Here is a 24,236-nt window from a genome sequence, read left to right as displayed (position 1 = left end):
TGCTTTCCTTTCTCTGTATCGTTTCACAAAAACAATGTCGTTGTCTTTGTGATTGAAAGTACTGTTATCGCACTACTTTGTCGCAGTCACTTCCTTGTTGACGCTTCTATTCTGTAACGTTTCAGAATTGCTGTCAAGTGCGGGACGCCGTTATTGTTGGAATTTGTTCCCATTTATGCTGAAATGTGTCAGCGGTAGCATATTTAACCCTATAGCCGATGGATTTATCAAAAAATCGATGAATGCGGCAAGGTATGACCGTCTTGGCTGACGTAAGCTGAAGCCACAACAGAAGAACGAACCAAGATAAACAGGCCGCACGAAAAGAAAAAGGCCTTTCGCTGTTTGGTGTGGGTGGGAGCCGGTCAGGTGGTGACGGTTCGTAGGTCGAGTCTGCCGCAGGTCAGGTAGATCATCGTGGAGAAGTACTCCATGTTGCGGAAGCCCCGGGCACGGGTCTTGACGTGCCGGATGACGCTGTTCAGGCCCTCGAGGACCGCGTTGGTGCGCCGGTGGTCGAAATAGGCCAGGATGTAGTCCCAATGGCGGCGCAGCTGTCGGGCCAGGGCCTTCATGGGCTCCAGCCGTGAATGCATCATCCACGAGCACAGGGCCCTGAACCCGGCCTCGGCCTCCGCGCGGCTGGCGCTGTCGGCGTAGATGTCCTGCAGGGTCTCGCGCATCCGGCAGGCCCGGGCGGTCTTGAGCCGCTGTTTTTGCAGGCCGCGCTTGGTCTCCAATTGGAGTTCGGTCAGGCTGGACTCGTTCCCGGGCCACAGGTATTTCGTGCGTTTGAGCAGCGCGTTGTGCCCGCCCTCGGCCTTTCTGACCCTGTCGACGGAGCTTGTCAAGTTGTTTGTGTTTGGGGTGTGTTTTATAGATAGGGTTCCATTCGTTCGGGGTATGCGGCCGCGAGTTGGGCGAGGGCCTGTTTCCGGTTGGTCGTGATCCTCCCCTCGATGAGCCTTCCCTCGCTTTTGCGTCTGGTTTTGTTGCCGTCTTTGGCTCGTTTGAGGCTGCGTTTGTCCTCGATGTCGCAGATCGCCAGCCAGAACAGCTTGACCACGGCCTGATCGTTGGGGAACTGGCCGCGGTTGCGGCTGACCTTGCGCAGCTGGTAGTCGGGCGATTCGATGCTGTTGGTGGTGTACGCCACCCGGCGGAGCATGGGCGGGAACCGCGGGAACGGGACGAACCGGTCCCACGAGCGTTTCCACGTGGCGGCCACCGACGGGTATCTCCGGCCGAGCTCGCTTTCCGCGAACTCGCCGAGCGCCTTTTCCGCGGCCTGCCCGTTGGGCGCGCGGTACACGCTCCTGAGCGCCGCGCACACCCTCTTCCTGTCGTGGTCGGCGACGAACCTGTTGGCCGCGCGTATCGGGTGCGCCACGCAGGTCCGCGCGATCGCCTTGGGCCACGTGGCCTCCACGGCCTCGGGCAGGCCCTTGAGCCCGTCGCAGCACACGATCAGCGCGTCGGCCATGCCCCGGTTGGCCATCTCGGCGCACACGTGCGCCCGGAAGGAGGCGCCCTCGTTGTCCTGGACCCATATGCCAGGCACATGCTTGAACCCGTCCATGTCGACGCCGATGGCGATGTGCGCCGCCTTGGGCAGCACTCTGCCGTTGTCGCGCACCTTGACCCTGACGGCGTCCAGGTACACGACCGGATAGGACTCGTCCAGCGGCCGCTCCTGCCATTCGAGCACGGCGTCGCTCACCGCGTCGGTGATGTTGGATATCGTCTCGGGGCTCAGGTCCGTGCCGATCGTCTTGGCGAGGTGGTGCTGGATGTCGCGCACCGTCATGCCGCCCGCGTACAGGGATATGATCATCTCGTCCAGTCCGCCCAGCCTCCTGGAATGCTTGGGCGCCAACCTCGGGGTGAACGAGCCGTCCCTGTCGCGGGGAACCTGCACGGCCGCCTCTCCCACCGGCGTGGACGGCGTCTTGGGATACGAGCCGTTGCGCGAGTTCGCATGCCCGCCGCCCGCCTTCGACTCCCTGTCGCCGGGCGCGTAGCCCAGGTGCGACGTCATCTCCGTCTGCAGGCCGCGTTCCAGGGCGGCCCTCGTGAGCTCGCCCGGCAGTCCGCCGTCGCCGGTGAGCTCGATCTGCCCGCCGTCTATCCGTTCGAACAGGGGGTCCAGCGCTCCCGACGCGACCAGCGAGTCCACCAAGGACCGCGAATCCGTCACGGCACCATTGTCGTTCCCGGCCACATCGCCGGCCATAGGCTTCACTGCCTCGGTCACCATGATCGTTTCCTTTCCATCAGATGATCCCATACACAAACAATTAGACACCCTCTCAGAATGACCGGCCGGCGTTTTTCGTCGCCTCCACCGGCAGCCCGGTCTGCCCGAGCATGCCCGGCGTGGTGTTCTGCCGCGTCTGGACGCAGGCCGGGCTTGCGTGGCCGAAAGCCGGCAAACGGCCCAGACCCTATGATTTCCGGCATCGGCTCGCGTTCGCGAACATCGAGCGATGGGCTCGCGACGGCATGGACGTGATGGCGATGCTGCCCTATCTGGCGGCCTACATGGGACACGCCGGCATCGACAGCACCCTCTACTACGTGCACGCCAGCCCCGATTTCATGGACGGATACGCGGACCTCGTCGCCGACGCCGAACGCGTGGTCCCGGAAACGGAGGAACCATGAGCAAGGCAAGGAAAACGGCCGCCAGCTCCGGTGAACCGGATTTCTGGCGTGTCGCGCGCGACTGGCTGCACCACTGGCTGCCCAAGGTGCGGGGCAGCTCGCCGAAGACCGTCGAGGCGTACCGCATCGGCCTGGAATCCTACGTCCGATGGCTCGAGACCACGGAAGGCACGCAGCGCAGCCACATCGGTTTCGGGCATTTCGACCGGGCGCGCCTGGGCCGGTGGGTCGAATGGATGCGGGCCGGACGCGGATACTCGGACCGCACCATCATGCTGAGGATGACGACGATGCGCGCATTCCTCGGCCACGCGAGCCTCGAGCATCCGACGTTGACCGCATTGGCCAACGACGCGGCCGCCATACGCGTCAAACCACCCGCGCGAAAACCCGTCGACCACCTCGAGGAGGAACACACCAAGGCCTTGCTGGCCGCGTGGGACACCGGCGACGCCAAATCGCGCAGGAACCGCATGCTCCCGATCCTCATGTACGACACCGCCGCCAGGATCGGCGAACTCGCCGCCCTGACACTCGAGGACGTGAGGATGGACGAGCCGGCCAGGATCACGATCACAGGCAAACGCGGCAAGACACGGATCGTGCCCATGGGAGAAAGGACGCGACGTCACCTGACGTCCTACCTCGACGAATTCCATCCCGACACGGACGGGAGCGACGGAGCCAGACCGTTGTTCCACTCGACGAGGAACGGCACCATCCGCCCGCTCTCCGTGGACCGGATCGACGAGATCCTCAAAACCGCGGCGTCAAAGGCACGCGGGACGTGCCCCTCCATGCCCGGACGTATCCACTGCCGCCTGATACGACGGACCCGTGCCATGGACCTCTACCAACAGGGCGTGCCACTGCCGACCGTCATGCAACTGCTCGGCCACGAAAGCATGAGCACCACCAGCGCGTTCTACGCGTTCGCGACCCTCGACATGATGCGCAAGGCCGTCGACGCGGCCGACCCCGGCCCCGACCCGCCAAGGAGACATGGCTCAGCGAACAACGGCTCCGACAGCTCCGCACCCTCAAATAGCCAGAAAACGTTAAACCGGGAAACAACACGGAATGCGGCACTCCCACCACAATCCCGAACCGTTTCCCGGCTTAACAACAAACCCGGCTTAATCGCTGTTAAACCGATATCGGTTTAACAGCGACATGGGATGGCAGTACCAGCACCCATGGTGGCGCGAGGAACTCGAACGACTGAACATCCGCCAGTCGATGAGCCGCAAGGGCAACTGCCTGGACAACGCCGCCACCGAACGGGTGTTCGGCCACTTGAAGGACGAGTTCTACAGGGGACGGGAGTTCGACTCGTACGAGCAATTCAAGGCCGAGCTCGACGCGTACATCGTGCACTGGAACACCAAACGACGCCAGATACGACTCGAGGGACACACTCCGGAGGAATTCCGGAACATGTCCCTCACAGCTTAAACCCTGTATCCTGATATACAACGTCCAACAAACGTCGAGTATCGCACAAGGACTCGAACGGGAGTATTCTCGATATCATGAGCGAAACGAGCAGCGACTGGCAAAGGACCACCATCGACTCCGCCCAGGCGGCGGCCCACCCGGAAACCGCGCAGGCGGTGGCGCGCATCAAAGCGCTGCGCCAAACCATCGATAACATCGATTCGGCGGCCATCGCATTACTGGCCGAGCGGTTCAAGGCCACCTCGCAGGTCGGCGTGCTCAAAGCCAACGCCGGATTCGCGCCCGAAGACACCAAGCGTGAGGACTATCAGATCGAGCGCCTCCACCGCATCGCCATCGATGCCGGGCTTGATCCGGAAATTGCCGAAATGTACCGTGAATTCGTGGTTACCGAAGCCAAGAAACGCCACCAGCGCATAGCCGATGCCGGTGGCGACCCGGGCGTACTCGACGTATTCGCCTGATTCGCCCGCAGCGAATGGGCACCTTTCGGATATTCGTCTATAGGGCAAGTTGCCTGCAGCGACTACATTAATACGGGAATGGAATGCCCATAGTGGCCGACTGTATGAATGGGATACGTAGATGAGATGTGGCACCGCACTGGTCAGTTGCGCATTGTGCGTGGCTTCGATTCTCGGCGGTGCTTGGATGTCTCGTCCGACTCCGGTTGATTACGGTCCGGTGCTCGCTACGGCAAGTGATATGTACGCCGTCGCCGATGCCGAAGGGGAGCCGGTCCGTTGGTATGTGGTAGGGAAGGGCGGCGCCGGCAATGGCGCCAGTGCCGATTCCGGCAATAGCGGTTCCACTGATACCGATTCCGCCAATAGTGATTCCGGCACGTCCAAGGTTTCTCGTATCCCCGCTTCCGCCGCCACCCTGCCATGGAAAGTCAGCGTCACCTACTCGCTTGACGGTCCAAACGTCGAGGCAAACGAGGTTGCCGGCGCATCTGGACTGATCGGCGTGTATATCGATATTAAGCCGCAAACCAAGGAGGCCAACCGTACGATCCCGGTTGTCGCCTTTACCGTGCCTACGCAGGTAGCCGATGATGTTTCCGCTGACAACTCCATTACGGTAACCACGCAAGGTTCCAATACCGTAGTCGCCGCAGCTGGAAAAGCCGCAACCGGCTTGGAATTCAGCTGCTATATGAACGCCAAAGACTTCTCCATGAGTTCCGTGGCGCTCGCCGTATTGCCTTCCAATTCCAGCAGTCCGGCAGTTGGTGCTAATCCCGATGCCGCGAATGCTGCCGCACAGCCTGCTGCCGATACGGATGTCGCCCAACTCACCGCCTCTGCCGCCACACTGGTCGATTCACTGACCGACGCCGGTTCTGGTGAACAGCAACAGCTCATCGAGCAGCTTCAAACCCTGCGCGATAACGAACGTGCGCTGAACAAGTCTGTAGTGGCCGAACGCGAAACCGCCCATAAGCGGACGTTTGAAGACTATATGGCCGCGTATGTGGGCTCATATACCACGCACCTGTCTGGATCGATTGGCACCTCCACCCAGTTGCCGGCGTTGATGGGCACGACCGGCGAACTGTCCGGGGACACGCCTTTGGCTCAAGCCGTACTCGACTTGGCCAACGCGGTGAACAACGTCAGTGCCGCACATCAGCATGCCGGTGCGGTCGATGCGTTGGACGAGGTGATTCGCCGCATCCAGCAGCAAGGCACCACCGGACTGGTGGATGATCTGATCGCCGAGGCTTCGGAGGAAGCCACTCAAGGCTCCAAGCAATACGCCGATGGCCAGAGCCAGCTCTCCGCCGCAATGATTCCGTATTCGATGAAATACACGGACGTTTACACGGCCAATTTGAGCGCCCTGACCGGCGGCACGTCCTCGGGCGCCACCGCTTACGAGAGCCAAGCCATCGCCGAAACCAACGGTAGCGATGAACTCGCCGACGCTCAATCCAAGGTCGATGCCGCGATGAGCACGCTTGCCACCGCCTCCGAGCATACGGGTAAAGCCACGGCCTTGCGCCAGATTGTATTGCGATTCTCCGATCAGTTCGAAGGCGGCGCGTCCTCGGCTTCCGGCAGTGATGGTGATGGCTCGTCCGGTGATGTCTCTTCCGGTCCGGTGACCGAGGCTCAGGCACTGACTAGCCTGGTCGATTCGCAATCGCAATCGTTCTACGGTAAGACCCGGGCCGCCCAAGCCAAGCGTAAGGCCGATGCCGCCCGTAAGCAGGCCAAAGCCGTGCAACAGCAGCAGTCGCAGCATTCCAAGGCCTCACTGGTCGATGACACCATGTCCATGTCTGCTGGCGATGTGATGAACTATGCGGGTGGTCTTACTTCGGCCATCGGTGGTGGTGATAAGTCCGACTCGTCCAAGAGCGATGGTTCGGGAACGAACGACTCAGCCAAGTCGAGCGATACTGGCGATTCCGGCAACAATCTTGACACCGCTCCAGTACTGTTCGGCTTTGGCACTGGCGGCACGCTGCTCAAGCACGATATGAACGCGCTGATTAATGAGACCGTGAAAATCAGTGATGCTGGCACGCTCTTGGCGCAGGCCGTCGCGCAGCTCGACAGCCCCAATACGCAACAGAAAACCGCCGAAACCCGATATCTCATCGTGATTCCGACGGTGTGATGGTGTATGCGGGAAAATCCGCATGTGACAGGTGCCCAATACACGTAAAGTGCGTTATCGGTGTGGGACGCCGCGTCAAAAACTGGCTTTTTCGATGCGGCGTCCCACACCCTCTTGTAAGTCAGAGCTAACTATAGTTTGAAGAATGGCTAAATTCCAAGGATTTGTTGATTTGGTCTGTGGGACACCGCGTATATAAAACGTTTGACACGCGTGGTGGCCCACGCTATTGTGGGCCACCAGCTTACAATGCGGGATATTTGCGTGCCGTCCCACAGTCGTGTCATCCGAACGTCAAAAAACAAAAGAGGGGGACCTCAATAGGAGGTTCCCCTCTTTTGCTGCTGCGCGCAACGCTCAGTGCTTTGGCTTCTTGGCTGGCGGCTCACCGAGCTCGCTGGCTTCGACGGCGACCTCGGTTTCGGGCGCGTCTTCGGCGGCGGATTCCTCGGCGTGCTTGGCCACCAAGTCGAACTTGCCGACCACGCGACCGGCCTGCGCGATATCGCCCAAGGCGGCGTGAATCGCGTCCACACCTTCCGAAGCAGCGGACAGCGCCACGGACAGGATCGGGGTCTTCATGGAGACCTTGGCCTCGGACTTGATCTTGCGCAACTGCTCGACGGCCTTGCCCGCCCAAGTCAGCAGCTCGGGGGAAGCACCGGTGGCGGCCTCGACATACGGGTCCACGACCGGCCAGGCGGCGCGATGCACGGAACCGGAACCGGCGTGCATCCAGCTCCACACTTCCTCGGTGGCGTACGGCAGGTACGGGGCCAGCAGACGTGCGAAAGCGTCCAGGCCCAGACCCAGAGCGGTGCGGGCGGACTTCACAGCCTTCTCGGACGGCACATTGCCGTGCTCGTCCGGAGTGCCATAGGCGCGGTTCTTGACCAGCTCGATGTAGTCGTCGCAGAACTGCCAGAAGTAGGACTCGATGACTTCCAGCGCCTTGGAATGCTCGTAGGATTCCAGCGCCTCGGTGGCCTGACGCACCACCAAAGCCAGCTTGGCCATAGCGGCGCGATCCAGCGGTTCGGTCACGTCGGCCGGGTTCCATGCGGCCTGGGCGGCAGCGCCCACGTGATGGTTCTCGTTCTCGCGGCCGATGGCCAGCGCGAACTTGGTGGCGTTCAGCAGCTTGATGGCCAGTCGACGGCCGATCTTCATCTGGCCGATGTCGTACGTGGCGTCCAGGCCGAGGCGAGCGGCGGCGGCCCAGTAACGCACGGCGTCCGCGCCGAACTTCTCGATCGGCTCGTTCGGCACCACGACGTTGCCCTTGGACTTCGACATCTTCTTGTGGTCGGGGTCCAGAATCCAGCCGGACAGCGTGGCATGGGCCCACGGCAGGCACTTGTTCTCCAGATGCGCGCGATCGACGGTCGAGAACAGCCAGGTGCGGATGATGTCCTGACCCTGCGGGCGCAGGTCCATCGGGAAGGTGGAAGCGAACAGGGCCTTGGAGGCCTCGTCCGGCTCGGCCCAGTGGGTCACGATCTGCGGGGTCAGCGAAGAGGTGGCCCAGGTGTCCATGATGTCCTTTTCGGCGGTGAAACCACCGGGCACATCACGCTGGGACTCGTCGTAGCCCTCCGGCACGTCGATGGTCGGATCGATCGGCAGACGATTCTCGGACGGAGTGATCGGGTGATCGTAATCCGGCTCGCCGGAAGCGTTCACCGGGTACCACAGCGGGAACGGGACGCCGAAGAAGCGCTGACGGGAGATCAGCCAGTCGCCGTTCAGGCCGTGCACCCAGTTCTCATAACGCACGCGCATGAAGTCGGGGTGGAACTCGAGTTCCTTGCCACGCTCGATAAGCTCGGCGTTCAGCTTGGCGTCGGTACCGCCGTTCTTCAAATACCACTGGCGGGAGGTGACGATCTCGAGCGGCTTGTCGCCCTTCTCGTAGAAGTTCGTCATACGCTTGGTCGGGGTCGGCTCGCCGTCCAGATCTCCGGACTCGCGCAGCTTGTCGACGATGATCTTGCGGGCGGAGAACGTGGTCTTGCCAGCGGTTTCGGCAAAGACCTCGCGGCCGGCCGGGTCCTCGATCCAGTCCGGGGTATCCATCACGATACGGCCGTTGCGCTGGATGATCGGGCGGGTGGGCAGCTTCAGGTCGCGCCACCACTCGACGTCGGTCACATCACCGAACGTACAGCACATGGCGATACCGGCACCCTTGTCCATTTCGGCGGCCGGGTGCGCCAGAATCGGCACCTTGACCTTGAACAGAGGGGAGTAGACGTACTGGCCGAAGTACTGCTTGTAGCGTTCGTCGTTCGGGTTGGCGATCAGCGAGGTGCAGGCCGCCAGCAGTTCGGGGCGGGTGGTCTCGATGTAGATCGGGGTGCCGTCCTCGAAGCGGAACGCCACCTTGTGATAGAAGCCGGGGTATTCGCGGGACTCGAGTTCGGCCTGGGCCACGGCGGTCTGGAAGGTCACGTCCCACAGGCCGGGGGCGTCCTGCTGGTAGGCTTCGCCGCGGGCGAGGTTGCGCAGGAAGGCCTTCTGGGCCACGCGCTGCGGATGCTGGCCGATGGTGTGGTAGGTCTGCGACCAGTCAATGGACAGACCCAGCTTGCGCCACAGGGCCTCAAACAGCTTCTCATCCTGAGCAGTCAGACGCTCGCACAGCTCGATGAAGTTCTTGCGGGAAATCGGCACCTGATCCTTGGCGTCGATCTTTTTGCCGTCGGTGCCTTCGAACGGCGGCTTGAAGTCGGGGTCGTAGGGCAGGGACACGTCCACGCGCACGCCATAGTAGTTCTGCACGCGGCGTTCGGTGGGCAGGCCGTTGTCGTCCCAGCCCATCGGGTAGAACACGTCGTAGCCGCGCATGCGCTTGTAGCGTGCGATCACGTCGGTGTGCGTGTAGGAGAACACGTGGCCCACGTGCAGCGAACCGGAGACGGTGGGCGGCGGGGTGTCGATGGAGTAGACGGCCTTGCGGTCGCGGGTATTGCGGAATTTGTAGGTGCCGTCTTCATCCCAGACGGCGCGCCACTTGTCCTCAAGTCCGTCCACACCGACCTTGTCGGGCAGCGGGGTGAGGTTGGCGTTGATGATGGATTTGCCTTCAGTCATAAAGCCAAAGTTTATGCACGTTGCATGACAAGCCGAACTGTACAGTAAACAGCCCAGTAGGCTGTTCGCAGGCGAGGTACGAACGATCGAACGATAGTGAGCCAAGGACTATCGGGCGTAGTCCGTCCGTGACTGAAGGTTGCCTATTTCACCGTCAACCCGGCCAGCGGCATGCGGCGATTGATCATCGAGGTCGGGTAGCCGGAGACCTTGGTGGACGCCACAGTGAAGCATTTGCGGGTATACAGCCAATCACTGGCCGCATCCTCGCTGATCAGCCGGGCGTACGCCTTCATTCGTGCCTCATAATCGGCGTCATTAGTGGCGGCGCGAGCATCCGCATAGGCCTGTTGCGCTTCGGTATGGTCGTAATGGAACATGGAATCAGGGTCGGCGAATATGCCGGCATCATCCGTGCCGTCCATGCTCATCACGGTCAGTTCCCATTTGCCGTCCTTGATTCGTTTGGCATAATCCTCATCGGAGAGCACTTCAAGGTTCACCGTGGGGCGCGGCTGCCGCTCGATCTGCTGCTTGATGGTTTCGGCCAACGACCGGTATTCTTCGGGAACCACCAGATTCACCGTAGTCAGATATTGCGCGCCGAAGTAGGAGAACATCTGCCCGGCTTGGTTTTCGTCATGCGGGTACAGTCCGGTCAGATCTTCGTATCCGGGTTCCAGCGGGCTGATGGGGCCGCCCAATGTTCCGGCTGCGTCGGGTTGGGCGGAGGCGATGCCGGCTGCGTCGATTTGATAGCGGAAGGCTTTACGCGCCTGTTCGTCGGAGAGCAGCGAATCGGTACCGTTGTTGTAGGCCAGCAGCACCTTATCCGTAGTGGCCCCCTCCTTGACGGTCAGGCCATCCTTGCCGTTCAAACCGGTGGCCGTCGAAGCCGAAACCGGTGCCGCCATATCGAGACTGCCGTCGGTCAGGGCCTTGCTGAGCGCATCGGCGTCGGAGTATTGCATAAATTCAATGGCCTGGCTGACCGTTTTGGTGCCATGGTAGGTATCGCTGCGCGCCAGTTTCAGGGAATGGCCAGGCTGGAAATCGGCCACGATGAATGGTCCGGAACCTATGGCCTTGCGTTGATAATCGGCACTGGACGACTCGGAATCGTAGACAATGCCGAGTCTGCCGGACAGCGCTCGCAACAGCGTCGGATTGGGTTTGGCAAGCGTGATGACCACCGTGGTGGCGTTCGGATTGGTGACCGACGCCAGATCGCCCAATTCGTCGACGTCCGCCACCTTGTTGGTCACGTTCTGTTGCAACGACCACACGGCGTCCGAGGCGTCCAACGTATGACCGTTCGAGAAGGTGACGCCCGATTGCAGTGTCAGGGTGACGGTCAGTCCGTCATCGGAAGTCTTCCAGCTTGTCGCCAGTCCCGGCTGAAGCTTGTTGTCTTGATCAACGGTCACTAATGTCTCATACACATTGTCGATGAGCAGACGTTCGGCTGCCGCAGAGGAATCGGACCGAATATCCAAGGATTGCGGCATATCGCCGATGCCAATGGTCACATCGGCATCGAGAGGCGATCCCGGCTGGAACCGGTTTTGCATGAACGTCCATCCCACAACCACGAGTGCGCCGAGTGCCACGGCGACTCCGAGAAAAATCCCCCACTTGGACCATGTATTGTTCCGCTTGCTGTGCTGCATGGTCTTCAGTCTAGCGGTGGACTCAGCCTAGAATCCGCAATTCACCATGATGAGGCATGAGCTAGTGCTTGGACGTGCTCTTGCCGGCGGGCGGCGCATAGCTAGGGCAGGTGTCGGACAGCGGGCAGTTGGCGCAGTCAGGGGTACGTGCATGGCATGTGGCCCGGCCGAACAGAATCAGTCGGTGGCTGAGATTCGTCCACTCTTCGGGCGGGAAACAGGCGGTGATTTCCTTCTCGATTTTCACGGGATCAGGGTGCGCGGACCGCCAATCCGACCGCCAACGCAGTCGTCCGGTTACGCGCATCACATGCGTATCGACCGGGAATCCGGGGATATCGAATGCGTTGCCGAGTACGACGTTCGCGGTTTTGCGGCCGACCCCCGGCAAGCTGGTCAGTCCATCCATCGTGCGCGGCACCACGCCGCCGAACCGTTCGTCCAGTGCCGTGGCCAGTCCGATGAGATGCTGGGTTTTCGAACGATAGAACCCCAGTGGATGAATGATGTCTTCGACTTGGGCCGGATTCGCGGCCGCCAAGTCACGAGCGGTGGGGAAGGTGGCGAAGAGTTCGGGGGTGACCGTGTTGACGCGCTTGTCGGTAGTCTGGGCGCTGAGCACGGTGGCGATCAGCAGTTCGAACGGATTCGAGAAATGCAGTGCGCAAGCTGGCGCCGGAATCACCTGGCGCAGAATGTCGTATTCGTCATGCATGCGCGTGAGACGCGCGGATTTGGTTTCTCTCATCGTATGGATCTAAGCGGCGTAGTGTCGATGATTGATAGTTTGCAGCGCTGCTGGTCTGTCAGGCGGCGGTGTTGAGATCGGGAGTATCGTCATCGATGTCGATGGCGGCAGAGGATGCTTTGGCGGCCTGCTGTGCGGCGGCAGTTTCCTTATCCGTCTCCGGCGGGTCGAATCGGTAGCCCACGTTGCGCACGGTGCCGATGAGGTGTTCGTATTCGCCGCCGAGCTTGGCGCGCAGACGACGGATATGCACGTCGACCGTACGAGTGCCACCGTAGTAGTCGTAGCCCCATACTTCCTGCAGCAACTGGGCTCGCGTGAACACGCGGCCGGGGTGCTGGACCAAGTACTTGAGGAGTTCGAACTCCTTGTATGCCAGATCGATGGGGCGTCCATGCAGGGAGGCGGTATAGCCGTTGGTGTCCACGATGAGGTCGCCGGAGCGAATCTGGCCATCTTCCACCGTGGTGGTGGATTCGGCGGGAGAACCGGCTGCTGCGGCTGTGGGAGCGTTGCCGCGCTCGGAGACCAATCGCAATCGGCCCTCGACTTCAGCCGGGGAAGCGGTGGTGACCACCACATCCGCAATGCCCCACTGGGAGTTGACCACGGTGAAGCCGCCTTCAGTCAGCACCAGTACGATCGGCGTGGATAGGCCGGAAGCGTGGATGAGGCGGCACAAGGTTTTGGCGGTCGCCAGATCATCGCGTGCATCCAGAAACAGAATGGTGTTCTCCGGCATCTTCACCAAGCTGGCTGCATCCATCGGCAGTACACGGACGCGATGAGAAAGCAGGGCGAGTGATGGCAAAACGGTGGCGGGGTCGCTGGCGAAAGTCATCAACGTAAGATCCGTCACGCTAATCCCCCTTTATCCTGCAATGTGTTACGCAATTGCTTGGTGTGGCCGTATGAGTCGTCAGCGGCGTTATGCCGCTTTCGCAAAGTTTTCATTATTCTACGCGCTTGTAGTGGACACATAGGTTACAAGTTTGCGGAATATGGAACGGCGGACGTCCATCAACCGATGATACGGCCGAGCACCAGTGCGGTTGCGGCGATGGTCACGCCCATCAGCATCACCGGCATCAATCCGGTGCCGATCCACGGATGGGCGATGTCCGGATCCGGGTCGGCGTCACGCACCCACAATGCCGAGGCCACGGCGAGGGCCAATCCCAGAGCGATCAGAACGGCCAGGGCAACGGTTCCCGCAACGGTGCCCTTGGCAAGCATTGCGCCCAAATCAGGCAGGAAGCACCAGCCGGCCACGGCGAGAGCCGCCACACCGGAAGTCACGGCGTGGGACAGGGCGCGGATGAGATGGTCCCGCTTCTCGCGGGCCATCTGACGTCCGAACGAGAAGACCACCAACATGACCAGCAGTAGGCCCATGGCCAACGCCCACGAATACCACGGAAGCGTCGAACCATCCGCGGCGGTCTGGTCCGGCGGCACCTTGCCGGCGGGGAATGGCACGGTGACGAACATCAGGGAGGCCGCGCCGAACAGCAAGGTGACGACGCGATCCAGCATCGTGCCGCGCAACGGCCAGAAGACAAGGAACACGACCAGCGTCAGGCAGGCGACGACCCGGGGGGCGGTGGGGTCGGCGCCGGGCAGGGTGACGGCCGCGGCCGCGATGAGCAATGCGTAGGCCGACAGCTGGACCAGCAGCATGCGCAGAACCTTGTTCTTGCATTCCTTCCAGGTGATTTCTGTCATGGTACGCCTCTCAGATAATCGAATCGCTACGTCAATCCTACGTCGGGCGTTGGAACGGTGCCGTCGAGCATTGATGGCCATCCGTGGCGACGAGATGCGTGACGGCAAGTCAGAACGCGATGACGCCCAGATGCTCCAACAGCACTTTGACGCCGATCAGAATCAACACCACACCGCCTGCGATCTGCGCGGGTTTCTGCCAGTGAGCGCCGAAGGCGCGCCCGATGTACAGGCCCGCCGCGGAGAAGAGGCCGGTCACCACGCTGATGCAGAGGATGGCGAACGGCACGCTGGTTGCCATGAACGCCAGACTCACGCCTACGGCGAAGGCGTCGATGCTGCACGCCACGGCGAGCGGCAGCATGTGCTTCCAGTCGAATTGCGCGGTCTCCTTGGCGTTCTCCGCGTCCTCCTCGTATGCCTCATGCACCATGTTGCCGCCGATGAACGCCAGCAAACCGAAGATGATCCAATGATCGAATGCGGTTACATACGCGCTGAATGCGGAGGCCGCGTAATGCCCCAGTATGAGGAAGAGGGCCTGGGAGCCGCCGAACCAGAGCGCCGATCTGACGGCATCCCCGGGTCTTACGCGGGAGACGGTGAGCCCCTTGCCGATGGAGACGGCGAACGCATCCATGGCGACGGAGACGGAAATGAGCAGGGTCTGAACGATTATCGCAATCATGATGTGATGGAAGGTTCATCGCCCGAACTCCAGACGATGGGCCTCGACCAGCGTTCCCACACGCCGCCTACGCCTAGCTGAAAAATACATCAGCACTATATCACGCGATGCACGTCGAATCAAAAAGGCGGGAGGCCTCCGGAGAGGTCTCCCGCCGACGATTGGAATCGAATCACTTGCCTTCGTTGGCGAGGCGTTCGCGTGCCGCGATGATTTCCTTTTCGGCGGCGTCAGCACCAGTCCAGTAGTCGCCCGGCAGGACTTCCTTGCCCGGCTCCAGAGCCTTGTACTGTTCGAAGAAGTGCTTGATTTCGGCCTTGTGGTACTCGTTGACGTCGTCGATGTCCTTGATGTCATCGAAACGAACGTCGGCGGGCACGCACAGCACCTTGTCGTCGCCGCCGGCCTCGTCGACCATGTGGTACAGGCCCACGGCGCGGCACTCGACCACGCAGCCCGGGAACACGGAGTTCGGAATCATCACGAGAGCGTCCAGCGGATCGCCGTCCTCGCCCAGGGTGCCGTCGATGTAGCCGTAGTCATCCGGGTAACCCATTGCGGTGAACAGGGTACGGTCCAGGAAGACGCGACCGGTCTCGTGATCGACTTCGTACTTGTTCTTGGAGCCGCGCGGAATTTCCACAACGACGTTGAAGGTTTCTGCCATATCAGTTCTCCTTGAAAATCGACAGTTACGTTATCGTCTCACCACAATACCCTGTTTGCGCCTGCAAAACAGGTGCGGGACTCAAGAAACCGTGCTGAGATTATGCCGACACTATGTCTAAACAGACGAAATCCTCCCGTTGAGGGGAGGATTTCTAGCGGTTTACGCGCACGATATACCCGTGCGCGTAAACCGCATCACTGTTGCATTACCGTTGCAGTACCGCATCACTGCACGGACAGGATGTGAGCCACATCCGCCCAAGGCGCCAGAGACACGTAGTTGTCCCAACCCCACTGGAATTCGCGGCCGGTCAGCTCGTCGCGCACGTTGAGCGGGCGGTCGGTGGGCAGACCTAGCTCGCCGAGTTCCAGGTGAATCATCGACTGGTGTGCGTTGTGTCCATCGAGGTTCACGACCACAATCAGCGTGTCCGCTTGGCCGGTACCGGTCAGTTCGGCCGGCGTGTGGCGTGCGAAAGCCAGAATATTCGGGTCGGACGTAGGCAGCACGGTGAGGTTGTGGTAGCTCAACGCGGCCGGGTGGGCGCGACGAATCTTGTTGAGCGCGGTGAGCATCTCGGCCACGCCGTACTGCTTGGCCTTGCTCCAATCGCGAACCTTGACCTCGTACTTCTCGTTGTCGATCTGCTCTTCGAAGCCGGGGCGCTGCTTGTTCTCGATGAGTTCGTAACCGTTGTAGATACCCCAGGACGGCGAGCCCATGGCTGCCAGCACCGCACGCACGCAGTGGCCGGCTACGCCGTTGTCTCGCATGTAAGCGGTGAGAATATCCGGCGTGGTGGGCCAGAAGGTGTTGTGCTGGTAGTAGCCGTCGTCGCCATTGGTGACCGGCAGATACTCTTCCAGTTCGTCCTTGGTGTTGCGCCACGGGAAGTAGCAGTGGGACTGGGTGAAGCCCACGTAGCTCAGGGCGCGCATCATGCCTGGGCGGGTGAATGCCTCGGCCAGGAACAGGATCTCCGGGTGCTTCTTGGTCACGGCGGCAATCACGTCCTGCCAGAAACGCACCGGCTTGGTGTGCGGATTATCGACCCGGAAGATCGTCACGCCCGCCTTGATCCACAGGTCCATGACGCGCTCGACTTCCTTTTCGATGCCCGCCATGTCGGCGTTGAAGTCGATCGGATATATATCCTGATATTTCTTCGGCGGGTTTTCGGCGAACGCGATGGAGCCGTCCGGCTTGTGCCGGAACCAGTTCGGATGAGCCTTGACCCACGGGTGATCGGGCGAGCACTGCAGGGCGAAATCAAGCGCGATTTCCAGACCCAGTTCATGTGCACGCTGGCACAGGGCCTTGAAATCGTCCATGGTGCCGAGCAGCGGGTCCACGGTGTCGTGGCCGCCCAGCTCGGAGCCGATGCCGAACGGTGAGCCGGGGTCATCCGGTTCGGCGACCAGCGTGTTGTTGCGGCCCTTGCGGTTGGTCACGCCAATCGGGAAGACCGGCGGCAAGTAGACGATGTCGAAGCCCTCGGCAGCGGCGCGTTCGAGACCAGCCATCGAGGTCTTCAGCGTACCCTGAATGATCTTGCCGGTGTTCGGATCGATGGTGGCGCCTTCGGAACGCGGGAAGAACTGGTACCAAGCCGCGAAGCTGGACTTCGGGCGTTCCACCTTGAAACGCTGGGGCTGACTGGGGGAGATACCGTCGCGCAGCGGGTGAGTCTCGTGCAGGGCGGCGATGGTCGGGTTGTCGCCGGCGGCGAGACGATCCTCGGCGCTCAGCGTCTGATCGGCCATGGTCTCAGCAGCCTTCTCCAAGGTCTTGCGATCGCGTGCGGTCAGGCCGGCGTCCGGGGTTGCGGCCCAACGGGCCAGCAGCTCGGCACCGGAATTGAGTGCGTTGTCCACGTCGTCCATCACACGCACCTTGATACGGGTGTCGTGCAGCCAAGAAACGTACGTGTCTTCCCAACCTTCGATGGTCACGGTCCATTCGCCGAGCTGACGCTTGACGGCCGCGTAGCCATCCTCCCAAGGCTTCAGATCGCTGTGCTCGCCGCACTTGACCATCACGGTCCAACGATCGAGGCCGGGATTTATACAGGTCATGGCCTGGCGCATGGTTTCCTTGCCGCGCGGGTTGCGCACGATGGCGGTGGCACCCACCTTGGTGCGACCTTCGATGAACACTTGGGCGGTCATCTCAAACGGTTCGCCGAGTTCCACACGGGCGGGGAAGATGCCACGCTCCTCGGCGGGAGTGATGTCCATGACATTGATGCGGCCGAACTGGCCGGGCTCGTTTGCTTCGATGGACGGTGCGGGGGCTTCGACAGCCAGGCCTTTCAGCGCTGCTGCGGCGCGTGCCGTTTCGGCGCTGACTCTCTTGCGCTTGGTTGCGGGGCTCTTTCGGGCAGAAGTCGCCTTTGACTTCGTCTTCGTGGTGTTGTTATCGGTATTACTAGTGCGCGTGGTCGCGCGATGTTGTACTGCTGCCATAAGGCCCTATTCTAGAGGCTTTTGAACATATGTTGCACATTGTGGATAACTTGCAGGTAAACGTTCGGTCAACCGCATGAGGTGGATAACTCGGCGGAAGAGTTATCCACAACTCGCCGGCAAACGGCAAGCTCGGACCACATAGACCGAAAAACCGGCTGTAGCGAATGAAAATCTGCCATGATCGTGGCCTACCCGCACACAGTGCAGTATGCGGGGAACGTACCAGGAAAGGACGAATGATGATAACGACATGGCGGCAACGGGGCATGGCCATCGTAGCGATGCTGACCGGTCTGATAATAATGGTGGGAGTGGTGTTCGGCTCGGCGAATACGGCGTATGCCGCGACGTTGACGCCCGCCGACGAAAGATATCACGTGACGTTTCCATACAACGATATGGAATATTACGTCGGTGTCGCGGGGCTGGACGCTTCGGGCAACAAATACTACTGCATCGAAGCGGGGAAACTGAGCGACTATGTGATAGGCCCCACCACGGTGCTTGCCTCCGATGAGAACGCCCGGCGTATGGCATGGATCCTTGACCGGTACCGCGACACGGATGCCGCCACCCATGCGGCGATCGGCATCATCGTGCAGGATCACTTCGGGCGCGATCGGGACGAGTGGGCGAGACAGATGGCGGTCATTCAAGGCCGGTATCCCGAGATCGTGGCGAAGGCGGCCCAGATATGGGATCAATCGGCCGGCAAGACGCCTGCGGGCACGACGGTGGAACGCACCGATGCCGAGGCTTTGCGCAGCGGTTCCATCTTGGTGAAAGTGGTGAACCGCGTCGGTGACGCGATCGCGGGAGTGCCGTTCACCGTCACCTTGCAGGGGCCGGCGCGGTTCGTCCAAGGCGGCAACACGTTCTCGGGGGTGTCGACGAGCGCCGGATCCTCGATCGCGTGGGAGGCGACCGGTGCCGGCGAGGTGACGGCGAACACCACATACGAGTATGGGCGGATGCACGTCATGGACAGCACTCAGGACATGCTGGCCTTCGATTCGATGGCTTCCGTCGGCGGTTCGTCGTCGACGTTCCAGGTGCGCAAGGATTTCGTTCCGTCGGTGTCCACGCAGGTGTCCGATAAGGTGCTTGATGCGGCTTCGCCGGTGTTCGATGATGTGACCAGCGGCGTGGGGGACGAGGGCAGTCATTGGGTGCCCGGTCTGAAGCTGCAGGCGCGTGGATACTATTTCGACGGGCTCGGCAAGGACGATCTGGGCAAGGTCATCGCGCCGAACGCACGGGAGAGCGCGGACGCTTTTCTCGCCCGGTTGGCGTCCTCGGGTCATAAGCCGAGTGCTTATGGCAAGGCGTCCTTCACCGGTGTGGGGCAACGGGTTCGTGTGCAGGCCATGACCAAGCCGGACGGTGACGCCGCCTATCTGACTCCGAAGACCGGCGGCTTTGGCACCTGGGTGTGGGTGTTCCGGCGGAGCGAGCAAAGCAAACGGGCGCAGGAATACCTTACCGGCGACTGGGTGAGCCCGTTCATGGAGGCTTCGGAAAGCAACGTGGGGCGCGGGAAGGTCGAAGTCATGTCGACGGTTACCGAACATTCGGCGGATGTCGGCGCCGAACTCAGCGACACCATCACCGTATCGGGGTTCCCGGCGGACCACGGCCAGTTCATGGGCGATGAAACCTATGGTTTCACGGCGGATCAGCCGTATGCGACGGTGAGCGTATGGTGGTCCGGCGATCCCGACAATCCCTCCAACGATGAGGCGTACAAGCCGTCCGGGGGAGAGGTTCCCACGGAAGACGACAACCACCGGTTGCTGGCCACCTGGGAGATTCCCGCGATGAACGGCACGTTCAAAATCGGCGCCGGGGCGTTGGACGCGCATGGCGCTCCCATGCATCTGACCGCCGAACGGCATGGGTGGTACGTGTTCGTCTGGCGGTTCGAGGGGGATGACCGTGTTTCCCCGGCGTCCAGCCGGTATGACGATGCCTGGGAGCGTGTGCGGGTGCTTCCCCCATGCGAGCCGGAGAAACCGTGCGAACCGGAGAAACCCGAGACGCCGCCGGCGCCGGCGGAGGCAATCACGCCCAACCCTCGCCCGTCACTGCCCGTCACGGGTGGCGATGTGTCGCTTGCCTCGGTTCTGGCCGTGTCGGTCCTGGCGATAGGCGCCATACTGTCCATCGTCGTTCGGTGGCGTCGTCGCTATGACCGATTCAACTGATTTTGCCGAGGATTCCCCCGCCTCTTAGCGGAAGCGTGGGCGGGGGATGAATCGGCTTTCCTTTTATGCTATACCGGCATTCAGTCGTACCTATCGGAAGCGAGGTGTTTGCTGTGAAAATCGCATCGAATCATCATTCGGTGTTCCTCATGCATTATCATCTCATACTCGTCGTGAAATACCGGCGCGAAGTGTTCGATGACACCATAAATAACATTATATTGTAGTGCTTACTTTGCAATGATACTATTTCCAAGGAGGTGCTATATGGAAAGAAATTTAATTTTGATTGATTCTATACCAACTGTCGTTTGGGGCAAAGAATCAGGAAAAATATATATTTATGTTCATGGAAAAAACGGGAACAAAGAAGAAGCTCTTTTTTTCGCCAATATTGCTGAAAGAAAAGGTTATCAAACTATTAGTTTTGATTTACCATCTCATGGTGAGAGAAAAAATGAAGATATTGAATGTAATATATGGAATGGAATACATGACTTAGAATGTATCTGGAAATATGTTCAACGTAACTGGGATAAAATTTATTTATATGCTTGCAGCATAGGCGCATATTTCAGTCTGCACGCTTATAAGAACAGGAATATTGAAAAATGTCTTTTTCTTTCGCCGATACTAGATATGGATTATTTAATACATAATATGTTCTCATGGTTTGATGTAAGCGAGAATGAATTAAAGGAAAGACAAAAAATCGAAACACCGATTGAAACTTTATCATGGAAATACTACCAATATGTAAAAGAGAATCCTGTTCAACACTGGGATATACCAACAGCTATTATGTATGGCAGCAAAGATATATTGCAATCAATAGAAATTGTTCGTCATTTTTCAATGAAATTTAATTGCCAATTATACATATCAAAAGAAAGTGAACATTCATTTATGAGTGATTCTGATAGAAAAATTGTAACTGATTGGATAGAGGGAAGTATTTGAATCTCTTATTTTGTATAAATCTAAACCAATCTAATGCAGTCTAAGGTAAATATGGAGCTATCATCATCTATCAAGACAACGCTCGCCGATGGTCTCTGCCGTTCATGCGGTCAGCGCGGTGGCTTGCACGGCGGCCTTGAGCCGGTCCTCGGGCATGGCCTCGGGGGCGCCGCCCAAGGGGAACCGTGCGGCCCCATGGGATCGCGACAGGGAGGCGCGCACGGGGCGGAACATGGTCGAACGCGTCTTCAACCGCATGAAGCACCACCGCAAGGCCGCCACCCGCTACGACGGGCTCAACGAGGCCTTCCGCGCCGACCCCCGGCTCATCCTCATCGTCATCTACCTGAAAAACGCGGCCAAAAACCCAACTAGTGTAAACATAGGGGAGGAGCCTGTCATTTCTCATAGGCAATTCCCTCCATTTCCCGTTGTAGCTGCCGCAGGGTGCGCCGGATATGGTAGCCTGCTGTGGTTCTGAATCGTCCGTAATGTCTGCCGATTTCTTCCTGTGTGTACTTCTTAAAAATACAGGTAAATCATTTCCCGTTTCTTCTCTGGCAACCGGAACATGGCAGCAACAAGGGAAGCGTTACAAAAGGTTACTGTCTGCCCGCAGATTGTGACGGGATATTCCGTGTCCGGTTCCGGGGTATTCATCATCTGTGCTTAAAGGATAGTGCTTTTCATCAATGAAATATTCAAGGGGTATTTCTTTTCCCGTCTTTTGCACCTTTGCCGTCCTGCGTCAATCGCTGCATGGCGTATGACGATCTTACAGTAGGCGTTGAACGTATACTCGATATATTCCCGGTATGCTTCTGTATCGGTCGTGGAAATTCCCTCCCCTTCCTCCTAAAAGGGTGGTACTTGGTTTAAAAGTTTTTGTATGATAGAGAGAGGCGGCAGCACTTTTTGCTGTCGCCCCTTGACTACCCATAAGCGAAAACAGGCGAGACTGTCAACGGCGGCTCGCAGAGCCGTTTATATTGACCGTTGACTGGCTCGACTGGTTTTGCTAACCGTTCGACAAACTGGAAATTATCAAACAGGGGCTGTCAATTCAATATGATTCCCCTCTGAATCAATAAACTCTACTACCCAATTAGTGTTTATTTGCGTCAACGGAAAACATAGTTCTAAATCTTTAATTTTATTTTTAAGAGTTTCTAAATCTGCAACATTGATACTGGGTAAGCAATTATTCCCAAAGCTGTGATTCTCATTCATTTTTTCAAAAGCAAATAAACCGAAACGAAATCCGTTTATATCAAAAACACTATAAATTTCGTTTTTTATAGTCACTTCTTTTCCGAAGAAATTCTCATAAAAACGGATTGCTCTCTCCATGTTCTTAACGCATAGATATAGTGACTTAATATGACAGTCCAATATTTTCTCCTCCCAGAATCCTGATTTGTCTTTTGGTTTCTGGTTTTATTTTATCGCATAAATATTAACTTCTCTATGAATTTTCCCTTATATTTTCGGAATAGAGGGATAGCTGCCTATCAGATTTTAGTGTGTTACTTTACCGCACATGAGCATTGGAATCTGGGTTGTCCGATCCATAGCCCTCCAGCAGATTGACAACGCCCCACACGCCAAGTCCAGCGCCGAGGGCTACAACAAGAGCCTGCGAAGTATCAATAGCGGAAGTGAAAAACTACATAGAGCCTCCTTTTCTCCGGGATATTCCCGGCCATGAAAAAAGCCGCCATTTCTGGCGGCAGGTTACATACTTCGGGTGTGATGTCTTGGGCATAGTTGACGGGTCTCCTGAGGCATGCTTTACATCTGTCGTGGGGCATCGTTGACATCGTTCGCCGGTTTGCGGTATCGGTATTCGCGGGTGGCGTCGAGCGTCTGGCCGGCGAGGATCTCGCCGGTCTCCGGGTCGGCGGCGATGGCCTTGTCGCGCGGGTGCTCGCCGCGTTGCGCTCAGGACGTGGTCTGATTGTCGCCGGCCGTGCCGGACCGCCGCCGTGCATCCATGACGCCGCAACGGCCGCCAACCCCATCGTTGTCAACCATGCCCCGAAACACCTGTCAGCCATGCCCAGGACATGCGTCAACCATCCACTCGAACTAGACACTCCGAAAAGCCTTGTACTTACAGCGTTCCTAATAGGAAACAATCATACGTATTGGGGTGATTTCCATTCGTTGAAGAACGAGGACGCGATGGAATACGAGTGCTTCCAGATGCTGACGATGGGCGCCGGCTGCTCCATCGGGGACCAGCTCCATCCAAGAGGCAGACTATCCGACGCCACCTATGATCTGATCGGACGGGTCTACTCCCAGGTGGAGGCCCTCGAACCGTACACGCTGAACACCGACACGATGGCGGACATAGCGGTCATGACGCCGGAACGCGAATGGAACATGGACAGCGCGCTGTCCGATTCGTTGATCGGCGCCAACCGGATGCTCACGGAACTGGGATGCCAGTTCGACATCATCGATCCGGACATGGACTTCACGCGGTACGGCGACGTCGTTTATTTCTCCCACCCGTTGTTCCGCATCTACAAGGATTTCGCCCCGTCGTGGGTCAAGGCGATATTCGCCGACGTCCTCGATCTGCTGATGCCGAGGCAGCTGGTGCGCAAGGATGACGGGCATACGGTCAGCGGGCTGGAGGTGCAGCTGCGCCGTTCGGGTTCGCGCAATTCGTTGATGCTGCATTGCCTGTACTACCCCTGCAAGAAGTCGGCCGCCAACCTGTACACGATCGACGAGAAGGTTCCGCTGTTCGACCAGCGCGTGCGCGTGTACGCGGGCGACGCCGAGATCGAGTCGGTCCGCGCGGTCCGTCAGGGCGAGGTGATTTCCGAACGGGACTACACCGTGGCCGACGGGTATGTCGAGTTGAACATTCCCAAGATCGACGGGTACGAGATCATCGAGTTGTCGCTGAAATGACGCACTGACTCGAAATCTCACCACGGACTAACGGCCAATACGGGTGTCCGATTGTCTCTGAGCCCTTGTCTCACAAGGGTTCAGAGACATTGAATGTGGCTGCAAGGGTGCGGGAGTTCCCTTGATTCCTTTGCACCATGGAACGCAGGAGGCCGCCAGCCTTGTTGGCTGGCGGCCTCTTGTACGATTCGTAGCGGGGCATGGATTTGAACCATGGACCTCTGGGTTATGAGCCCAGCGAGCTACCGAGCTGCTCCACCCCGCGTCGGCACGTCCTGTATTTGGACAGCTCGCTCAACAATACCCGACTAATCAGGAGTGTCAAGATTCTC

Annotated in this window: 19 protein-coding genes, 1 tRNA gene and 4 pseudogenes; 10 read left to right on the top strand and 14 right to left on the bottom strand. The window is 59.1% G+C overall.

The annotated features are described in order from the left end of the window. Positions 1–365: 365 nt before the first annotated feature. Together FYJ31_RS08195 and FYJ31_RS08190 are read right to left on the bottom strand one after the other, a co-directional pair. Positions 366–842, bottom strand: a pseudogene (locus tag FYJ31_RS08195) (transposase); the annotation flags it as partial. Between the two features lie 32 nt (positions 843–874). After that, the gene (locus FYJ31_RS08190) at positions 875–2,233 is read right to left on the bottom strand and encodes an IS256 family transposase (protein ID WP_065471400.1); all 1,359 of its coding nucleotides are present in this window, start codon (positions 2,231–2,233) and stop codon (positions 875–877) included. 134 nt (positions 2,234–2,367) lie between these two features. On the opposite strand from FYJ31_RS08190, the gene FYJ31_RS08185 reads away from it, so the two are divergent. From FYJ31_RS08185 to FYJ31_RS08165, 5 genes and pseudogenes are all read left to right on the top strand, one after another. Next, positions 2,368–2,664 (top strand): hypothetical protein, encoded by a 297-nt coding sequence (locus FYJ31_RS08185; RefSeq protein WP_229773977.1) that lies wholly within the window; start codon positions 2,368–2,370, stop codon positions 2,662–2,664. Next, a complete protein-coding gene (locus FYJ31_RS08180; RefSeq protein WP_229773975.1) occupies positions 2,661–3,830 on the top strand; it encodes a tyrosine-type recombinase/integrase in 1,170 nt (389 codons plus the stop codon). Before FYJ31_RS08185 ends, FYJ31_RS08180 begins: the two co-directional genes overlap by 4 nt. Then, positions 3,829–4,119: pseudogene (locus FYJ31_RS08175) on the top strand (transposase); the annotation flags it as partial. The gene FYJ31_RS08180 and the pseudogene FYJ31_RS08175, both read left to right, overlap by 2 nt. A gap of 77 nt (positions 4,120–4,196) precedes the next feature. Then, positions 4,197–4,586 carry a chorismate mutase gene (locus FYJ31_RS08170; RefSeq protein WP_143723786.1) on the top strand — a complete coding sequence of 130 codons (390 nt, stop codon included), beginning with the start codon at positions 4,197–4,199 and terminating at the stop codon, positions 4,584–4,586. A gap of 121 nt (positions 4,587–4,707) precedes the next feature. Continuing rightward, positions 4,708–6,750 carry a hypothetical protein gene (locus FYJ31_RS08165; RefSeq protein ID WP_154536447.1) on the top strand — a complete coding sequence of 681 codons (2,043 nt, stop codon included), beginning with the start codon at positions 4,708–4,710 and terminating at the stop codon, positions 6,748–6,750. Between the two features lie 357 nt (positions 6,751–7,107). On the opposite strand, the gene valS is transcribed toward FYJ31_RS08165, so the two are convergent. The 8 genes from valS to FYJ31_RS08125 all read right to left on the bottom strand — a co-directional run bounded on the left by valS (position 7,108) and on the right by FYJ31_RS08125 (position 17,809). Then, the gene (gene valS, locus FYJ31_RS08160) at positions 7,108–9,843 is read right to left on the bottom strand and encodes a valine--tRNA ligase (protein ID WP_195839480.1); all 2,736 of its coding nucleotides are present in this window, start codon (positions 9,841–9,843) and stop codon (positions 7,108–7,110) included. Between the two features lie 143 nt (positions 9,844–9,986). After that, entirely contained in the window at positions 9,987–11,513 is a 1,527-nt protein-coding gene (locus FYJ31_RS08155; protein ID WP_154536445.1) for an ABC transporter substrate-binding protein, read from the bottom strand. Positions 11,514–11,574: 61 nt separating this feature from the next. Then, a complete protein-coding gene (nth, locus tag FYJ31_RS08150; RefSeq protein WP_032744556.1) occupies positions 11,575–12,261 on the bottom strand; it encodes an endonuclease III in 687 nt (228 codons plus the stop codon). 58 nt (positions 12,262–12,319) lie between these two features. Continuing rightward, on the bottom strand, positions 12,320–13,102 hold the full coding sequence (locus FYJ31_RS08145; protein WP_014484537.1) for a winged helix-turn-helix transcriptional regulator: 783 nt from the start codon (positions 13,100–13,102) through the stop codon (positions 12,320–12,322). A gap of 179 nt (positions 13,103–13,281) precedes the next feature. Beyond that, positions 13,282–13,986 carry a hypothetical protein gene (locus FYJ31_RS08140; RefSeq protein ID WP_136500944.1) on the bottom strand — a complete coding sequence of 235 codons (705 nt, stop codon included), beginning with the start codon at positions 13,984–13,986 and terminating at the stop codon, positions 13,282–13,284. A 109-nt stretch (positions 13,987–14,095) separates the two neighbouring features. Next, positions 14,096–14,674: a manganese efflux pump MntP gene (locus FYJ31_RS08135; RefSeq protein WP_012576717.1), complete on the bottom strand. Its 579-nt coding sequence runs from the start codon at positions 14,672–14,674 to the stop codon at positions 14,096–14,098. Positions 14,675–14,846: 172 nt separating this feature from the next. Then, positions 14,847–15,341 carry an inorganic diphosphatase gene (locus FYJ31_RS08130; protein WP_003828172.1) on the bottom strand — a complete coding sequence of 165 codons (495 nt, stop codon included), beginning with the start codon at positions 15,339–15,341 and terminating at the stop codon, positions 14,847–14,849. Between the two features lie 227 nt (positions 15,342–15,568). Next, on the bottom strand, positions 15,569–17,809 hold the full coding sequence (locus tag FYJ31_RS08125) for an alpha-1,4-glucan--maltose-1-phosphate maltosyltransferase (RefSeq protein ID WP_154536444.1): 2,241 nt from the start codon (positions 17,807–17,809) through the stop codon (positions 15,569–15,571). A gap of 242 nt (positions 17,810–18,051) precedes the next feature. Here FYJ31_RS08125 and FYJ31_RS08120 point away from each other — a divergent pair, with 242 nt between their 5' ends. The 3 genes and pseudogenes from FYJ31_RS08120 (at position 18,052) to FYJ31_RS08115 (ending at position 20,976) form a co-directional block, all read left to right on the top strand. Further along, positions 18,052–20,016, top strand: coding sequence for a cell surface protein (locus FYJ31_RS08120; protein ID WP_144099629.1), 1,965 nt, complete (start codon positions 18,052–18,054; stop codon positions 20,014–20,016). 113 nt (positions 20,017–20,129) lie between these two features. Beyond that, positions 20,130–20,231, top strand: a pseudogene (locus tag FYJ31_RS13210) (transposase); the annotation flags it as partial. Positions 20,232–20,283: 52 nt separating this feature from the next. Further along, positions 20,284–20,976 (top strand): alpha/beta hydrolase, encoded by a 693-nt coding sequence (locus FYJ31_RS08115; RefSeq protein WP_154536443.1) that lies wholly within the window; start codon positions 20,284–20,286, stop codon positions 20,974–20,976. A gap of 102 nt (positions 20,977–21,078) precedes the next feature. On the opposite strand, the gene FYJ31_RS12855 is transcribed toward FYJ31_RS08115, so the two are convergent. Beyond that, a complete protein-coding gene (locus tag FYJ31_RS12855; protein ID WP_229773972.1) occupies positions 21,079–21,234 on the bottom strand; it encodes a hypothetical protein in 156 nt (51 codons plus the stop codon). Here FYJ31_RS12855 and FYJ31_RS12850 point away from each other — a divergent pair. After that, a complete protein-coding gene (locus tag FYJ31_RS12850) occupies positions 21,209–21,457 on the top strand; it encodes a hypothetical protein (protein WP_229773971.1) in 249 nt (82 codons plus the stop codon). The genes FYJ31_RS12855 and FYJ31_RS12850 overlap by 26 nt on opposite strands. Before the next feature lie 563 nt (positions 21,458–22,020). Here the strand turns inward: FYJ31_RS12850 and FYJ31_RS08100 are convergent. Then, a complete protein-coding gene (locus FYJ31_RS08100) occupies positions 22,021–22,368 on the bottom strand; it encodes a VOC family protein (protein WP_144099613.1) in 348 nt (115 codons plus the stop codon). A 139-nt stretch (positions 22,369–22,507) separates the two neighbouring features. Continuing rightward, positions 22,508–22,630: pseudogene (locus FYJ31_RS08095) on the bottom strand (Maff2 family mobile element protein); the annotation flags it as partial. Positions 22,631–22,743: 113 nt separating this feature from the next. Between FYJ31_RS08095 and FYJ31_RS08090 the strand changes: the two are divergent. Then, positions 22,744–23,904, top strand: a complete 1,161-nt coding sequence (locus FYJ31_RS08090) for a hypothetical protein (protein ID WP_229773967.1) — start codon at positions 22,744–22,746, stop codon at positions 23,902–23,904. Positions 23,905–24,095: 191 nt separating this feature from the next. Here FYJ31_RS08090 and FYJ31_RS08085 read toward each other — a convergent pair. After that, positions 24,096–24,169 (bottom strand) — tRNA-Met (locus FYJ31_RS08085). Between the last annotated feature and the right edge of the window lie 67 nt (positions 24,170–24,236).

This window comes from Bifidobacterium sp. WCA-178-WT-4B, assembly GCF_009696495.1.
GTDB lineage: Bacteria > Actinomycetota > Actinomycetes > Actinomycetales > Bifidobacteriaceae > Bifidobacterium > Bifidobacterium infantis.
The sequence above is the reverse complement of the archived record's forward strand: the minus strand, read 5'-3'. Positions and strand labels throughout refer to the sequence as shown.

Coding starts and splice junctions, on each gene's coding strand:
- FYJ31_RS12850 (WP_229773971.1), top strand. CDS start 21,209: ATGGTCGAACGCGTCTTCAACCGCATGAAGCACCACCGCAAGGCCGCC.
- FYJ31_RS08125 (WP_154536444.1), bottom strand. CDS start 17,809: ATGGCAGCAGTACAACATCGCGCGACCACGCGCACTAGTAATACCGAT.
- FYJ31_RS08185 (WP_229773977.1), top strand. CDS start 2,368: ATGCCCGGCGTGGTGTTCTGCCGCGTCTGGACGCAGGCCGGGCTTGCG.
- FYJ31_RS12855 (WP_229773972.1), bottom strand. CDS start 21,234: ATGCGGTTGAAGACGCGTTCGACCATGTTCCGCCCCGTGCGCGCCTCC.
- FYJ31_RS08155 (WP_154536445.1), bottom strand. CDS start 11,513: ATGCAGCACAGCAAGCGGAACAATACATGGTCCAAGTGGGGGATTTTT.
- FYJ31_RS08135 (WP_012576717.1), bottom strand. CDS start 14,674: ATGATTGCGATAATCGTTCAGACCCTGCTCATTTCCGTCTCCGTCGCC.
- FYJ31_RS08145 (WP_014484537.1), bottom strand. CDS start 13,102: ATGACTTTCGCCAGCGACCCCGCCACCGTTTTGCCATCACTCGCCCTG.
- FYJ31_RS08140 (WP_136500944.1), bottom strand. CDS start 13,986: ATGACAGAAATCACCTGGAAGGAATGCAAGAACAAGGTTCTGCGCATG.
- FYJ31_RS08170 (WP_143723786.1), top strand. CDS start 4,197: ATGAGCGAAACGAGCAGCGACTGGCAAAGGACCACCATCGACTCCGCC.
- FYJ31_RS08190 (WP_065471400.1), bottom strand. CDS start 2,233: ATGGCCGGCGATGTGGCCGGGAACGACAATGGTGCCGTGACGGATTCG.
- FYJ31_RS08115 (WP_154536443.1), top strand. CDS start 20,284: ATGGAAAGAAATTTAATTTTGATTGATTCTATACCAACTGTCGTTTGG.
- valS (WP_195839480.1), bottom strand. CDS start 9,843: ATGACTGAAGGCAAATCCATCATCAACGCCAACCTCACCCCGCTGCCC.
- FYJ31_RS08130 (WP_003828172.1), bottom strand. CDS start 15,341: ATGGCAGAAACCTTCAACGTCGTTGTGGAAATTCCGCGCGGCTCCAAG.
- FYJ31_RS08165 (WP_154536447.1), top strand. CDS start 4,708: ATGAGATGTGGCACCGCACTGGTCAGTTGCGCATTGTGCGTGGCTTCG.
- FYJ31_RS08180 (WP_229773975.1), top strand. CDS start 2,661: ATGAGCAAGGCAAGGAAAACGGCCGCCAGCTCCGGTGAACCGGATTTC.
- nth (WP_032744556.1), bottom strand. CDS start 12,261: ATGAGAGAAACCAAATCCGCGCGTCTCACGCGCATGCATGACGAATAC.
- FYJ31_RS08120 (WP_144099629.1), top strand. CDS start 18,052: ATGATAACGACATGGCGGCAACGGGGCATGGCCATCGTAGCGATGCTG.